The organism is Neorhizobium populisoli, from assembly GCF_019430945.1.
GTDB classification, from domain to species: domain Bacteria; phylum Pseudomonadota; class Alphaproteobacteria; order Rhizobiales; family Rhizobiaceae; genus Neorhizobium; species Neorhizobium populisoli.
Genome location: NZ_JAHYCB010000029.1, coordinates 1 through 13,902, shown reverse-complemented (window position 1 = coordinate 13,902; position 13,902 = coordinate 1). Strand labels below are relative to the sequence as shown.

Annotated in this window: 16 protein-coding genes and 3 pseudogenes; 9 read left to right on the top strand and 10 right to left on the bottom strand. The window is 57.5% G+C overall.

Features of this window, described 5'->3' with window-relative positions; all coding sequences use genetic code 11:
- Nucleotides 1-240: 240 nt before the first annotated feature.
- On the bottom strand, nt 241-480 hold the full coding sequence (locus KX729_RS32510) for a hypothetical protein (RefSeq protein ID WP_219746572.1): 240 nt from the start codon (nt 478-480) through the stop codon (nt 241-243).
- A gap of 770 nt (nt 481-1,250) precedes the next feature.
- On the opposite strand from KX729_RS32510, the gene KX729_RS32505 reads away from it, so the two are divergent.
- On the top strand, nt 1,251-1,517 hold the full coding sequence (locus KX729_RS32505) for a hypothetical protein (protein WP_219746571.1): 267 nt from the start codon (nt 1,251-1,253) through the stop codon (nt 1,515-1,517).
- Nucleotides 1,518-1,950: 433 nt separating this feature from the next.
- Here KX729_RS32505 and KX729_RS32500 read toward each other — a convergent pair whose 3' ends face one another.
- From KX729_RS32500 to KX729_RS32480, 5 genes and pseudogenes are all read right to left on the bottom strand, one after another.
- Entirely contained in the window at nt 1,951-2,355 is a 405-nt protein-coding gene (locus KX729_RS32500) for a VOC family protein (protein WP_219746570.1), read from the bottom strand.
- Nucleotides 2,356-2,398: 43 nt separating this feature from the next.
- Nucleotides 2,399-2,605, bottom strand: a pseudogene (locus KX729_RS32495) (hypothetical protein); the annotation flags it as partial.
- 56 nt (nt 2,606-2,661) lie between these two features.
- The gene (locus KX729_RS32490) at nt 2,662-3,111 is read right to left on the bottom strand and encodes a DoxX family protein (protein ID WP_219746568.1); all 450 of its coding nucleotides are present in this window, start codon (nt 3,109-3,111) and stop codon (nt 2,662-2,664) included.
- The gene (locus tag KX729_RS32485; RefSeq protein ID WP_219746567.1) at nt 3,108-3,965 is read right to left on the bottom strand and encodes an alpha/beta fold hydrolase; all 858 of its coding nucleotides are present in this window, start codon (nt 3,963-3,965) and stop codon (nt 3,108-3,110) included. Before KX729_RS32485 ends, KX729_RS32490 begins: the two co-directional genes overlap by 4 nt.
- 5 nt (nt 3,966-3,970) lie before the next feature.
- Nucleotides 3,971-4,210 carry a hypothetical protein gene (locus KX729_RS32480; RefSeq protein WP_246618038.1) on the bottom strand — a complete coding sequence of 80 codons (240 nt, stop codon included), beginning with the start codon at nt 4,208-4,210 and terminating at the stop codon, nt 3,971-3,973.
- Between the two features lie 194 nt (nt 4,211-4,404).
- Here KX729_RS32480 and KX729_RS32475 point away from each other — a divergent pair, with 194 nt between their 5' ends.
- A complete protein-coding gene (locus KX729_RS32475; RefSeq protein ID WP_219746566.1) occupies nt 4,405-4,851 on the top strand; it encodes a GNAT family N-acetyltransferase in 447 nt (148 codons plus the stop codon).
- A gap of 360 nt (nt 4,852-5,211) precedes the next feature.
- Here the strand turns inward: KX729_RS32475 and KX729_RS32470 are convergent, their stop codons facing one another.
- Nucleotides 5,212-6,306 (bottom strand): PAS domain S-box protein, encoded by a 1,095-nt coding sequence (locus KX729_RS32470; protein ID WP_219746575.1) that lies wholly within the window; start codon nt 6,304-6,306, stop codon nt 5,212-5,214.
- 175 nt (nt 6,307-6,481) lie between these two features.
- Between KX729_RS32470 and KX729_RS32465 the strand changes: the two genes are divergently transcribed.
- From KX729_RS32465 to KX729_RS32455, 3 genes are all read left to right on the top strand, one after another.
- Nucleotides 6,482-7,924, top strand: a complete 1,443-nt coding sequence (locus KX729_RS32465; RefSeq protein ID WP_246618037.1) for a DUF7125 family protein — start codon at nt 6,482-6,484, stop codon at nt 7,922-7,924.
- A gap of 36 nt (nt 7,925-7,960) precedes the next feature.
- Nucleotides 7,961-8,326, top strand: a complete 366-nt coding sequence (locus KX729_RS32460) for a response regulator (RefSeq protein ID WP_219746565.1) — start codon at nt 7,961-7,963, stop codon at nt 8,324-8,326.
- A 445-nt stretch (nt 8,327-8,771) separates the two neighbouring features.
- The gene (locus KX729_RS32455; RefSeq protein WP_219746564.1) at nt 8,772-8,972 is read left to right on the top strand and encodes a hypothetical protein; all 201 of its coding nucleotides are present in this window, start codon (nt 8,772-8,774) and stop codon (nt 8,970-8,972) included.
- Between the two features lie 50 nt (nt 8,973-9,022).
- On the opposite strand, the gene KX729_RS32450 is transcribed toward KX729_RS32455, so the two are convergent.
- The gene (locus KX729_RS32450) at nt 9,023-10,192 is read right to left on the bottom strand and encodes an alpha/beta fold hydrolase (protein WP_219746563.1); all 1,170 of its coding nucleotides are present in this window, start codon (nt 10,190-10,192) and stop codon (nt 9,023-9,025) included.
- Nucleotides 10,193-10,619: 427 nt separating this feature from the next.
- Between KX729_RS32450 and KX729_RS32445 the strand changes: the two genes are divergently transcribed.
- The 4 genes and pseudogenes from KX729_RS32445 to KX729_RS32430 all read left to right on the top strand — a co-directional run bounded on the left by KX729_RS32445 (nt 10,620) and on the right by KX729_RS32430 (nt 13,486).
- Complete coding sequence (locus KX729_RS32445; protein ID WP_219746562.1) at nt 10,620-10,961, top strand: hypothetical protein; 342 nt, start codon at nt 10,620-10,622, stop codon at nt 10,959-10,961.
- Between the two features lie 687 nt (nt 10,962-11,648).
- Nucleotides 11,649-11,852, top strand: a complete 204-nt coding sequence (locus KX729_RS32440; RefSeq protein ID WP_219746561.1) for a cold-shock protein — start codon at nt 11,649-11,651, stop codon at nt 11,850-11,852.
- A gap of 78 nt (nt 11,853-11,930) precedes the next feature.
- The gene (locus tag KX729_RS32435) at nt 11,931-12,419 is read left to right on the top strand and encodes a CYTH domain-containing protein (protein WP_219746560.1); all 489 of its coding nucleotides are present in this window, start codon (nt 11,931-11,933) and stop codon (nt 12,417-12,419) included.
- Nucleotides 12,420-12,470: 51 nt separating this feature from the next.
- A pseudogene (locus KX729_RS32430) lies at nt 12,471-13,486 on the top strand (magnesium and cobalt transport protein CorA).
- Here the strand turns inward: KX729_RS32430 and KX729_RS32425 are convergent.
- Both KX729_RS32425 and KX729_RS32420 read right to left on the bottom strand, forming a co-directional pair.
- Nucleotides 13,458-13,656, bottom strand: a pseudogene (locus KX729_RS32425) (IS630 family transposase); the annotation flags it as partial. The pseudogenes KX729_RS32430 and KX729_RS32425 sit on opposite strands and share 29 nt — an antisense overlap.
- An 84-nt stretch (nt 13,657-13,740) precedes the next feature.
- A partial coding sequence (locus tag KX729_RS32420; RefSeq protein ID WP_219746573.1) for an ATP-binding protein occupies nt 13,741-13,902 on the bottom strand: 162 nt, incomplete at its 5' end.

The window sequence follows — 13,902 nt, the reverse complement described above, 5'->3', positions numbered from 1 at the left end:
GGAACCACTCCAAATAGGCAGCATCGAAATCCACGACGAAATTGGCCCCAAGGTCGATGGGGTAAGCTTGGCAGCTGCGATTTCAGCCATAATACCTCTCGCGGAGGTCGTGCCTGAAGTTGACCTGGGCCCGGATATCGACAGCAGCCACAACATCTGAGGCCAGGGCGCCCCTCGCGAGCGATGATGGCGCGCGGGTCTCCGGTCTGTACTTTCGCCGAACAGATTACCGTCGACGCGCTATCTTGCACGCCGGACAGCAGGCGGAGTCTTTCGTTTGACCTCATCACTCAGGTCAGGGAACGGCTTCCTGCCAAGGGCATTGCAAATGACTTGCCACTCGCGGCCGTTCATCCACTTGAAACCGATCGCATTGAGCGCACTTAGCGCCTTGATATCAGCGAGCGTGTGGAACCCGCGAATCTGCAGCTCACGTACAAGGGCATGGTTCAGGCCAAGCGCGGAGATCATCTTTTCCATGGTATGAAGACTGCCATTTCAACATTCCCAATGCAACCGCGCCACCGGGTCGCCGCCAGCCTTGAACCACAGGTCGTCGAGATCGATTTTTGACAGATATCCTCTGCAGAAACCGCTTCAGCGCTGCATCATTTTTGGAACATCCGGGATCGCGGCAAAGGTAGGGCCGTAAACAAGCTTAGCGTCACTGGGTGACTGAGCGCCGATCTAAAAGGCTTTCGGCTACTTTGGCTAAGCCTCGAAGATCGCCTAATCGCGGCTTTTCGTGAGCGATGATAGGGCGCGGGAGTCGATCAGCCCTCCGATGATGAATACGCTAGACCTTCTGCAGGACGTACGATGAGCGGCAAGCGATCTGGCTGGAAGGCTGATCGTCCCTGCGGTGAATCGGATTTTCCGCCAGCCTCACACAAGGCCGCTACTTTCATATTCCCGCCGCAGCTTCGATCACATTTAGGAGCAGCAACGATAGGGCCGGCCCGCCGCCCGGGTCGGCCCGCCTCGCACCCCTTAGACCGACCTGATCGCGATGCCGGGTAGCTCGAGCGCGAACACGGCAAATGCCTACAGCCCTACCTCCTCCCTAGCCGAATTGTCCAAGCTGGAGGAGGTGACAAATGCTCAACCGATATCGGGGCCGCTGGAGGGACGCCCTAGGGGATGCAGCAATCGCTCCCCTTGCTGCCCTCGCAATCTTTCTGGCCCTTTTATCTGCCTGCATCTTGTTGGTCGTTGGTCGGTGAGCTTTGCCAGAAGAAGCTTGAAGGTATTTGGCGGATGCGATGATTGGGCGCGGCCGCGGTGGAACCTGTGGCCGGGTTGCTGGTTTGCCGTTCATGTTTACGCTTGTTAGCTTCACAGCCGTCACGATAGGCACAGTTGTGCTCGGCATCGCCATGTCGATAGCCTTAAGACATAGACTGGTGTCGGTGGTGATGATTGTTGCTGGACTTATTGGCGCCACATATGGCTTCATCGATGGTGGCAGGGATACGATTTCTAATCCGCCGGACGTTACCCTTCCTGCCGGGAAATAAGGATCTCGTCCGCGCCAACGGTCGTCATTGTAGCCGGCCGTGTGAGCCACAGGATGCGGATCAGCAGACAGGGCAGCCTCTTAGCGCCAAGACGATACTTCCACGCTCGGCGATCTACGGCGACAGCCTGCCATGCGGCTGTCCCATATTTTAGGCTCCTGTTGCGGATCGTAACCTCGACGGGAATTAGGGCTTCATTGCTTCGACCAGGATAAAAACTGGCATCCCGACGCAATCAGCCGTCGCCAGGATAACACAACCAAGTTTAATCAAATGAGCCCGACGAGCTTTTCTGGAATCCCACTGATAAGCCATGAATCACTCCATTCTCCCGGTAATACAGCTCGCAAGGGAAGGCATGTCGAGAGGGCTGGAGCGCGGTTCCTGTGGACATTTCCGGACTTCGTCCCGCAACACCGCAATAGGTGGCGGACTAGACCGTCATCTCTCCCGCATGGACAAAACAAAGCTTGTTGCCTTCCGGGTCACGGCAGTACGCGGCATAGAAGTCATCGGCGTAGTGCGGCCGGAGGCCTGGAGCACCCTCGTCACAGCCGCCATGGTCCATAGCGGCACACCAGGCTTCGTCGACGGCAGTTTGAGAACGCACAGCGAAGCTGACCTGTACACCATTCCCCGAGGTTGCCGGCAGACCATTGATTGGTCTGCGGATCGCGAACTGCGGCCAGCGTTTGCCGGGCCGGTTCCAGATGACGCCTGCCGGATCTTCGGGATCCCAGTCGCCGTTTCGCCGGAGGTCGAGCAACGCTAACACGGCGTCGTAGAATGCCACCATCGTTTCCAGATTCCGGGCCCCGACCATCACGTGGCTGAACATGCCTGTTTCCTTTCTGGCTCAAACGACAGGTCGCCTGGTCAGACTAGTGATCATTGATCGACGGCAGGAAGTTCTCGACCTGTTTCCTGTCGTCTTCGCTCAGCGCCTCGACCTTCTCTTTCCAGAATTTAGCAGCCTCTTCCGGCTCATCCTCCCATTTGCGGGTATCCGTGATGTTGTCATCGATCTTCGACTTGCGTGTGCCACCGAGGCTTAGATAATGCTGCGCCAATTTCAGGGAGGGTGTATCTTCCATGAGTGCTATCTCCGTTCTGTCTCATCTGAGGAACTATCGCGCGCGGCTGATTAATCCAGAGAGGGCTTGGGATCGGGCGTCCTGAACAAGCCTGCGAGTGGCCACGTGACAAGACCGCTTGCGAAGAGCGGTAGCCAGACGATGACAGGCTGCAGAGCAAGCCGTGGGACGTGATAAACCCACGTGAGCAGGTTCACATCTGTCGCCGTCAGACCGTCAAATGCGTGCTTAATATTCGCCGGGTAGACGCAAACGGCGTAGAGCGCCAACCCTATCGCGGCGAGCCTGAGCGTCCGTCTGTTCCACAGACCAACAGCGCCAGCAAGCTCGCACACGCCGGTGGCTAGGATGACGATCTGCGGCATTGGTACCCATCCCGGCGTGATCGTCAGGAACGGCGCGGGCCAGGCGATGTGAAGTATCCCTGCTAAGCCGTAGAATATCGACAAGCCAATCCGCAAGCGCCGACGCCAGGTGCCGGTCGGATGATTTGGCCTCATCGAAGGAACCCCAGGATCGCAGCCGCGAGATCGTCCGGGCTTTCTTCTGCGACGTGATGACCGCTGTCGATACCATGACCTTCAACATCGGTCGCCCAGTCGCGCCAGATTGAGAGCGGGTCACCATAGATCTGCTCCAGGTCATCGCGCGTCGACCACAAACATAGCGCCGGACACTGCACCTTTCTGCCGGCCTCGCGATCTTCGCGGTCATGCACATGATCAATCCGCACTCCAGCGCGATAATCTTCGACCATGCCGTGCACGACATTCGGATCGTGTAGGACACTAACGAGGTCGTCGAAGGCCTCACTGCCCATGTCGTCCGGCGAGAGTTTACTGTACCACGCCATCGGGTCGGCCAGGATTGCCCGCTCCGGCTTTTCTGGTTGAGCAAAAAAGAACCAGTGATACCAGTCGCGAGCGAATTTCCAGTCGGCGCGCTCGAGGTGTTCGACAATAGGTATGCAGTCCACGACGACGAGCTTCTGAATAACCTCCGGGTGGTCGATCGCCATCCGAAACGCTGAATAGCTGCCGCGATCATGGCCGACCACCGAAAACCTGGTGTGTCCGAGCTGCTCCATCAGCTCGACCAGGACGATAGCCTTTTCGCGTTTTGATGAATGCCGGCTATCCTGCGCATCAGGCGGCACGTAGGACCGACCAAAGCCCGGCAGGTCAGGGCAGATGACCGTGTGAAACGGTGCGAGTATGTCTGCCACCTGTCCCCAGGTCATATGGGTGCGGGGATGACCGTGAAGGAGAAGGACCGCCGAGCCCTGCCCTCCCCTTCTCAATCGTATGACACCGCGTGACGTTTCGAGCGTTTCCAGGGTGAAGCCGTCGAACATTGAAGTCAGTGAACCGACGCTGAGGTCGGGGCATTTGTCATCAGGGACCAGGGCCCGACGTAGGAACCGATCAGTGAGGTCGCGAGGTCGTCCGGAGATCGATACCCACCGGGGTAAAGCTCGCTTGCTGCTTGCGCCAGGACTTCGAGCATCCTCTCTTCCGGGTCGACTTCATAGAACCGGAACCAGGCGGCAAGCGCCCTAGATATCACCGCGTAATCGACGACATTGACTGAATTGTTCACCACGAAGGTTCCTCTGGCAATGGAAATAGGCCGGCATCGGGTGGCTTCAAGGACGCTGGTCGTTATGGAAGCAATTCGTTTGAACCGCTATGAACAATGGAGAAACGACCTGACCATAGATAACGACCGGTCGTCGATGGGTAGATCGATTACCGGTGCTGCGCGGTCCAGCTCAGAGGAACAGAGGGAGCAGGATGATCAGAAAAGCGGTCGCGGCCGATGAGGCCGCCATTCGTGCCTGTGCGGAGCAGGCCTACGCGCGTTATGTCGCCGTGATCGGACGCAAGCCCGCACCCATGGTCGCCGATTATGGTGCTCAGATCGCCGCCGGCCTGGTCCATGTGGTGGTGAGCGAGGGTGAAGGATTGCAGGGCTTCATCGTCTTCTTTCTGAAAAACACAGCAATGCTCCTGGAAAATGTCGCCGTTCGGCCAGAAGCCGCAGGAAAGGGGATGGGCAGGTCGCTGACCGCATACTGTGAGGCAGAGGCACAGCGGCTCGGCCTTACCGCTGTGCGTCTCTATACCAATGAGAAGATGGTCGAGAACCTGTCGATTTATTCAAGGCTCGGTTATGTCGAGACTGGCCGCCGCATCAAAGATGGCTTCAACCGCGTCTTCTTCGAAAAGCGCCTCGACTGATCGCCACCATTGACCACCAAGTCGCATTGGGCAATTCACCAGGCGTCGTTACCCATGGCACCCTTCCGCCGCGTCACAGCGCAAGGCAAGCCGTCGAAACATCGCGGGTTTCCCGCTCGCGATCAGGAATACAGCAGAGCGTCAAACGTCTCCCTCAAGAAGTTTCGTAAAAACGAAAATCCCGGTGCGGGAGGAGGTGCACCGGGTTTTCGATTATGACTGACAACTTGGGAGGAGGAGTGCTGCCAGTCGGACAAAGCGGCCCGGGAGGAGTTGGGCGGCTTTGTTAAGGCAACATAAACTGCAGCGCACCCACATTCAAGCAAATATTGTGCATTGCAGCATTTCAGCGACTGGGTCTTAGCCTCCCTGAGGCTCACCTGGCGCAGCGAAAGCAGCGCGGGGCATTGAGAGCTTGATAAGGAGTCCGTCCGGCAGCCAATCTCTGGCAACTTCCGCATTGAGAGTGCGGACGATCATCTGTTCCAGCCTCGTGCCGAAACCGGCATCTTTCGGTCCCGTGTTGCTGGAAGATCGTCCACCAGATTCAAGCCACGAGATCTCGAATGTTTCGCCGCGTGCGGCCAGAGTCATGTCTAATCGCCCTTCGGCACTGGATAGTGACCCGTATTTCACCGCATTGGTCGCATATTCATGAAAGAGCAGTGCGAGGCTTGTCACCCTCTCGGCGCTGATCGGCACGTCTTCACCATGGAAGCGCCACCGCCCTTCCTCACCATCGTCATATGGGGAAAGCAGGCTGGCCAACAGCTGGAACAGGGTCGTCGAACGCTCCTGAAACGCTTCGTCGCCTGTGAAGCTCGGAAGTGTCATCTCGTGCGCCTGCGAGAGCGCGACAAGACGGTCTTTCATAGTCGAGGCGAGTTCACCCGGAGTCTGCGCCGTGCGCGCCGCAAGCGTGATGATGCTGCCTGTGATGGCAAACAGGTTCTTGACCCGATGATGCATTTCCCGAAGCAGAAGATCCTGGCGTTCCGCTGCACGCTTTCGCTCGGAAATGTCCCGGGCTATCTTGGAAGCCCCGATAATCTTGCCGTGACTGTTGCGGATCGGCGAGATGGTCAGCGATATGTCGAGCAAACTGCCATCCTTGCGGCGCCGGATGGTTTCGAAGTGATCGACCCGCTCACCCGCATGGATGCGCGCCAGGATCGCCGGCTCCTCATCGAGCCGATCTTCGGGAATAAGCATGGTGATCGGTCGTCCGATTGCTTCCGCAGCGGTGTAGCCGAAAACGCGCTCAGCGCCCTTGTTCCATGTCGTAATGATCCCTTGCAGCGACTTGCTGACGATAGCATCGTCGGAGGACTCTACAATCGCCGCGAGGAAGGAAGCCGCATCCTGGCTCGGCTGAGCGGCGTCGACACTCGCTTGCAGCTCCTGCAGGCGGGTTTCCGCTCCTTCGCCATCGCTGCCAAATTCTCTGTCTGCCATAGGCGGCCACATGTCCTTAAGTCTCGTCGGATGAAAATGAAGGAAGCCCCTAGCCTTGCCGGGAACCATAGCGCCCCACCGGAAGAAATAAAGCCTTTTGTGTGGCACGACGGTTGCAAAATCGTGTGACGGTCTTACGGTGCGGCCGAACCCCACATCCTGGACGGCAAACCCGATGAATGAACTTCCGAGACTATCGACCGGCATTTCCGGTCTGGACCCCATTCTTGGAGGAGGCCTTGTCGAGGGCGCATCGTACATCATCCAGGGTCACCCGGGTGCCGGCAAGACCATCTTTGCCAATCAAGTTGCCTTCGGCAACCTTTCACGTCGCGGCAAGGTGCTTTACGTCACCCTTCTCGCTGAGACGCATGATCGGCTGTTTCAGTCACTTGGCACGCTTGAGTTCTTCGACAAAGCGCATCTGGGAATCTCAATCACCTACGTCAGCGTCTTTCAAACCCTCAGGGATGAAGGCCTTTCCGCTGTTGTGAGCCTGATCCGACAGGAAATCACCAGGCAAGAGGCAACGCTGCTGGTTTTCGATGGCCTTCTGAGCGCCCGCGATCGCGCCGACACGCAGCTCGACGTCAAGACCTTCGTCGCTGAAGTCCAGAGCCAGGCGGCGTTTGTCGGCTGCACCGTCTTGTTCTTAACCAGCACCCGGATCGCGGAAGACAGTCCTGAACATACCATGGTCGATGGCGTTATCGAGCTTCACAACGAGCTCGTCGGCGTTCGCTCGGTCCGGCGCCTTCAGGTGAGGAAATCACGAGGAAGCGCCGCCCTCGGTGGCTACCACCAGTTCGAGATCACTTCGGCCGGAATAACCGCCTATCCGCGCATGGAAGCAATGCTTGCACCGATGGTTGCCGCAGATGATCATAGTGCTCCCCCTCCCCTCTCCAGCGGCACAGAAGGGCTGGATCGCTTAATGGGTGGTGGCCTGCCTCGGAGCTCGGTCACGCTGATGTTCGGTCCGTCCGGGTGTGGGAAGACCGCAATGGGCCTCAACTTTTTGAGCAAGGCAAATAAGGAAGAACCGGCCCTTCACTTCGGCTTTTACGAGACCCCTGCGCGCCTCCAGGCGAAGGCCCGGGCCTTAGGCGTCGATCTGGAGAAGCCACTTGGGTCGGGGGCCTTGGAAGTGATCTGGAACCCCATGACGGAGAACCTGCTCGACAAGCTCGGGCATCGTCTTCTCGATGCGATCAGAAGGCGTGGCGTCAAGCGCCTCGTGATCGATGGTCTGGGCGGTTTCGAGCGCGCGGCTGTGCACCCGCCGCGGCTTGTCGAATTTTTCGCAGCGCTGATGAACGAGATACGTCGGCTCGGCGTTACCACCATTGCGACTTGGGAACTGCGGGACCTGTTTGGCCCGACTGTGGCCGCCCCGGGTTCGGAAATTTCAAGCCTTCTGGATAATCTCGTGATGCTGCGCCATGTAGAGATCAACTCGCAGTACAAGCGAACCATATCGGTCCTCAAGGTCAGGGACAGCGCTTATGAGCCGATTATCCGGGAGGTCGCATTCGGACCACAGGGAATAGCGGTTTCCACGCCGCTTGAGGCAGTGACCGGTGCAGCCACGGGTGTGGCGACGCCCTCACGAGATTGATTTGATGTTTGGCTAAGAGAGCATGAGCAGCAACAGATGCCATTGATCGTAATTGCTGAGGATGAGTTTCTGATCGCGGACGTTCTGGCCATCATGCTGGAAGATGCCGGTTACGAAGTCGCCGCGGCATCGCATGGCAAGGCAGCACTCGCCCTCGTGCGCGAAAAGCGCCCCTCGCTGGTAATCACGGATTTCATGATGCCCTTGATGACGGGCCTGGAGCTTGCTCAGGCGATGCGCAGGGATGGCGAGCTAACGCACATTCCGATCATCCTGGTGAGTGGAGCACAGGGAAGCATCGGCCGCGCCCACCCGGATGTGTTCGATGCGGTACTGGATAAGCCTTATAATGAGAAGAAGTTGATCGCCGCGGTGAAAGCGCTCCTGACGGAACCGGGTTGAGTTAACGCGTCGTATGATGGATTTTCCGCCAGACGCGGAACAGGCTTGCCCCCCGATAGTTCTCAGCTCATGACACAGGAACCTCAAAAACACCTGGCAAACGTAATCCGGCACTACGCGTGCGATCCCGTCGCCGCGGGTCAACTGCGAAGGCTTCCGGTCTTCGCCCTCCCCTACGACTCGACCGAGACGTTTCAACGACTGTTGGAGAAGCTGGACCAGGCGGAGCGAGGTCAGGCTGCGGGTTCTGCCTGAACGCGATGTGTTCTGCGTCTCGACCTCAAACAAATGCTCTTGGATGAAGCCTGCCACTTACGTGCACCCCAAAATTCTCGCGCACCTGGAACCATAACGCAACTTTGGCCTTATTGCGGCAGATTGCTCGGATCGCGCATCAAACGGCGAGCAGGGTTCCGAGCAAGCAGAGTACCAGTGGGTGTGCGTGATGGACTTGAAACTGCTTGAAACGTTGTCGGAAATCGCGCATGTGGTCAGTGAAATCAGGTGCCTCAACCATCGCAATCAGCAACTGGTTGAGGGCCTAACAGCGATTGAGGCAGAACGGGAGCGAGAGCGCCAGATACTTGTTTCGCTTGTCACGGAACTCGAGGCAAGGCTGGTGGGATCATGTTCCGCCGCCGCGTAAGCCGCGCGAGCACGGGCCGGCCGGAAACGCGACGGTGAAGCTCCCCATTTTTACCCGAGAGGGGTTATGGTAGCAGTCGTCTCGAAGCTTGTAGGCTCGACCGCTTTAGGAGGGCTCAGTACTTTCTCGGCGAATACCCGAATGAGCGCATTATAGTCGACCGCTCTCTCGATGAAACCCATATGGTTTGCGCCGCTGAACAGCTGTAACTGAGCCCTGGGGATATACTGGGCAATCGTATTGCTCGCTTCTGGGAGCGTTACGATATCCATCTCGCCTCCAAGGACCAACGCCGGGACAGAAATCCGTGGCAGCGCAGCGGTCGCATCCCATCGAAACATCGCTAGGTCGCCACGGGCTTGCACCGAGGGCGAGTTGACGGTCATCAGCCATGCCGTGTGATCAAGTTGGCTGCGCGTGACGTACCTGCCAAAGCCGAGCCTTGCCGTAAGATGCGCCGAGCCGCTCAGGTAGCTCTGCCATGACATCAGCCACGTGATGGGCTTGAGAGCTATCTGAAGCCAAAGCATCGGCTCGATCAGTGGCCACCGAAGCGCCCTGAACAGCGGCCCCAGAACGATGGTTTTCAACGGGTTCGTATACGTCGTGTTGACAAGGACGATACCTGCGACACCCTTCTGCTGAACGGTCGGATCATTGCGCAACAGAGTTTGGATTGTCATCCCGCCGATACTATGCCCGACGAGAAGAACCGGCCGCTGGTGCCGGTCGAGCAAAATCTTGAGATCTGCGGCAAAAGCGCTGAGGCTGATTTCGGTGGCCGTCGATTTGCCGAGGCCCGGCAGATCCCATGTCACGACCCGGAAATCCCGCGAGAGATCCTGAACAGCATACTGCCAGACCGTGTGGTCAAGCGACCAGCCATGGGTGAGGAGGATAAGGGGAGCGTCGGGCGGTCCGAACTCCTGGACGTTCAGCCTTTCTCCATTGGCACCTTCAACCACTATGCCGACGCCATTTTTCCAGACGACTGGGGCAGGGTCAGGCTTGGCGAGCAGTAGCAGATACAGAAACCTGCCGAGGAGGGACCATAACGTCAGGATGCCACCGCACCACAGACGCCAGTCGTCTCGATGAAGCTCAACCGTGCCGTCGGGGCGGCGCATTAGTTCGCCCTGGTGCCAGCTCCACAGGAGGTAGATCGCGGCGGCGAGAATGAGGAGCGAGATGATTGAGAAAATCGGGCGCAGGAATGTCATGAGCTTCTCCAGGTAGCGGAGCGCAAACTTGCGTAGTCGTCGTTAGTTCCGGCCTCGCCAGGCGTCTGTTCAGCATCAAATAATTATCGCTGCATTAGCGATGCTGATTATTGAGACGCCGAAGATGGCGCAACGGCTCCAAGTCCTTCTTGGTGGACTCGATCGCCATACGTGGAGAAAGCTGCCGAGGGCACTGGACTGAAGACTGCCAACACGACTGCGACCTCTTCGGCTTCGTTGAAGAGGCGATTGACGTACTTTCGCTGCGGGGTGCAAACCGCCGACGTTTATCGATGTAGATTGTTGCTGCGATGAGAATTTGAAGTGTATCTTAGTGTCAGATGCGCCAGAAACTGGGGAAGGAGCAGCCATGGACGTGAGATCTACCCGGAGCAAGTCGTCTAGCAGGTCGCCGCGGTTTTACTGGTTGGCATGGCTGTTCGTCATCGCTTGTTTCCTGCCGCCGACGATCGCCCTCTACCTGGGCCAACATCCATGGTTCTCGCTGATCATAATGGCGGCACCCTTGTTCGCACTTGCAAGTGTCTTCGGCCTGATGTCTGAGGTATGGGACATTTCACCGACCTTCGTTGCTCGGCGGGAGGCCCGCTATCAAAACCGGCATGCCAGAGACGCCTACACCATTCCTGTGCAGTTCGAGACGGTCAAGGCTTTGCTTCCAGGATTATCGCGGTTGCGCGTCATCCGGACTGATCTAAATCAGGAGATCGGAGCGTGGAGCCTGAAAATGATACATTCGCGAACCTAGGACTTGGGAACTCGAGATCACAGTCCACCCCCTGACGTACAGATAGCCTTGCGATGATCGCGCCCATGGCACATCGCAACAACGCGTCGTCAAGCGTCACGCCGTAGAACTTGATACGTTAGCCTCTATGCTGCCGCTTGAGCGCCGAGACGAACTTCGGAGCTGTTGACGGATCGATGCCTAAACGCTGCGTCATCTCGTTCAGTCCAGCATGGGGATGACACACTCAGGGTTCTGGTCTGCACCCGAGGCGTTGCCGCTGAAATTTGTCGAACACATATCAAGAATCAGAGAAACGTGGGGCCAATCCAGATCACAGAATGCCGGATGACGTGAACGAAAATCTGCAACGCCGAGGTTTTCTCAATTCAAATTGGTCGGCGCTCACCGGATCGAGCAGGCTTCACGGCCTTCGTCTGCTATGGCAGCCGTTTGAGCGACTCTCGTAGCTGATCAGGCGAAGCAGTGATCGACGACTGCAGATGCACGGACACGGCTGCCACCGCTCCCCGCAGGCAGTGTTTTGTCATTCATCGCTCTGGCTTAAATGCCATCGCCCTCAATCGCGGTGCTGGCGGCTTGACGTACCGGTGATGTCCAGGTGAGCTTGTCTTGTGCCGGCGCCGCTCCATCTCTAGGGCAAATGCATCGAGGCGGGCTTCACGCGCACTACGCTGAAAGATAGACATGGCGACTGGAACTGTAAAATTTTTCAATCACGACAAAGGGTTCGGCTTCATCACGCCTGATGCCGGGGGCGGCGACGTCTTCGTGCACATCTCAGCTGTCACCAGCGGCGGTTCGTTACAGGATGGGCAGAAGGTGAGCTATGAGCTCGGCCAGGACCGGAAGACGGGCAAGTCGAAGGCCGAAAACGTACGGCCGGCCTAAAGGCGCTCTTAAAAAATAAAGCAGTGTTGGATTGCAGCGGCAATTCAGACCCATGAGATAGAAACTTGCCAGTTGAGATTGAAAAGGAAATTCCTCGTTAATAACGACCGATGGCGGGGCTCGGCTCGCAAGACGCTGCACATTGCCGACCACCTGATCGCCAGGTTCGAGAGCGGAAAAGCGCGTGTTTGCTTCTGCGAGAACGCGGCTACCCTGACGCTGAAGGGCCTGCGCCGTGGTGCCTCACGGAGTGAATTCCATGTCCAGTTGTCGCGACAGGATGCTCTGTCCATGGAAGAGGAGTTTTCCGCGGGGCCGGCGCTCGAGAAACATCGTCACGAGGTCGACTTCGGCGGCCTCACCTGGCAGGTCGACGAATATCTGGGGCCGTTGGCCGGCCTCGTAACGGCCGATGTGGAGCTGCCGGATGAAGACGCCGTTCCTGCTTTGCCTGCTTGGGCAGGGCGTGAGATAACCGGCGACCCCACGTTCTCATCGGGCAGACTGGCCGAACTCATTCGAGAGGACCCAGCGGACGCTCGGGCATTTTTGATAGCGGCAAGGTGATCCACACGAGATTGCCTAATTCTTTTCTCCGTTGCCTTCGATCGGAACCTCATGACCGCTGTTGCATCCTTTGTTTATCGCGCTGGCGAGCGTGCCGAGGAACTTCCCCTAACAGATGAGCAGTTCAAGCATACGGATGGCGAATTTGCTTGGATCGGTATCGCCGACCCGACAGTCGAGGAAATGACGCGTCTGAAGGCCATGTTCAACTTGCATCCTCTTGCAGTCGAAGATGCGCTGAACGGGAAGCAGGTGCCAAAGGTCGAGGTCTACGGCGATCAGCTCTTCGTCATCATCAAGACAGCCCATCTGGAGGGTGACAAGATCGCCTATGGTGAGACCTGCATCTTTGTCGGTCGGCACTACATCGCCTCGGTTCGCCAAGGATCGGCGAAGTCCCACAAGGAATTGCGCGAACAGGTCGAGCAGTCGCCCAAGCTCCTCGATCACGGCCCCGATTACGTTTTGCACGGCGTTATCGACTTTGTCGTCGACGGCTACCTTCCGATGGTGGAGACGCTGGAAGACAAGGTGCTGGAGATGGAGAAGCACATGCTGATCTCCTACCTGGAGCGCCAGCAGATCAGGCGGCTGTTCCGGATGAGGCGGCAGGTGATCAAGTTCCAGCGCATTTTAGGGCCAATGGGTGAAGTCGTCGGTAAGCTGGCGAACCTGGAGCTGCCCTGCATCGACGACAATGCCAAAGCCTATTTCCCGACATTCTTGATCACGTCCGCCGGGTCGAATTCATGATGTCGGGGCTGCGTGAAGTCGTCACTTCTGTATTCGAAGCGTCCAATCTTCTCGAACAACAGAGGCAGGGTACGATTACCCGTCAGCTCGCTGCTTGGGCCGCGATCCTGGCCGTGCCGACGGCAATCGCCGGTATCTACGGGATGAACTTCGAGCATATGCCTGAGCTGAAGTCGGAGTACGGCTACTACGTCGTCATCGCGATGATTATTATGCTGTGTGCGATCCTTTACTACCGGTTCAAAAAGACCGGATGGCTGTATCCGCCCTTAGAGCGGTTCCCTTTCATGCTGGATCGTATCCGCAGGAACTGAAGTAGTTTCGGGCTTCCTTTGGCTCGATGAGTTCTATGCTCTTTCCGATCCTGTCCCACAGTCCTGTTACGGTTCTCTGCAGCTTTGCGCAGCAGTGCCTTCAGCTTGGAGAAGGCCTTCTCTATGGGATTGAAGTCCGGGCTGTATGTGCGGATTTCGGTGAATCGGGACAGCGATTTCAGCAAAGTCGCGGACAAGCATTTCGCTAAGTCGCGGACAGCGGGTTCGATCGAATTCCGCCAGCCTGGTTCCTGTCAGGGGTGATTGATTTCGTTTATTTCGGCGCTGGTCAAGAGCGTTGGTGTTTTCCGCTTCCGCATGCTGTCGCCTTCGAGCGTTATGCGGTGGGCGTTGTGAACAATACGGTCCAGGATCGCGTCCGCTAAGGTGGCCTCACCGATCATCTCATGCCAGGC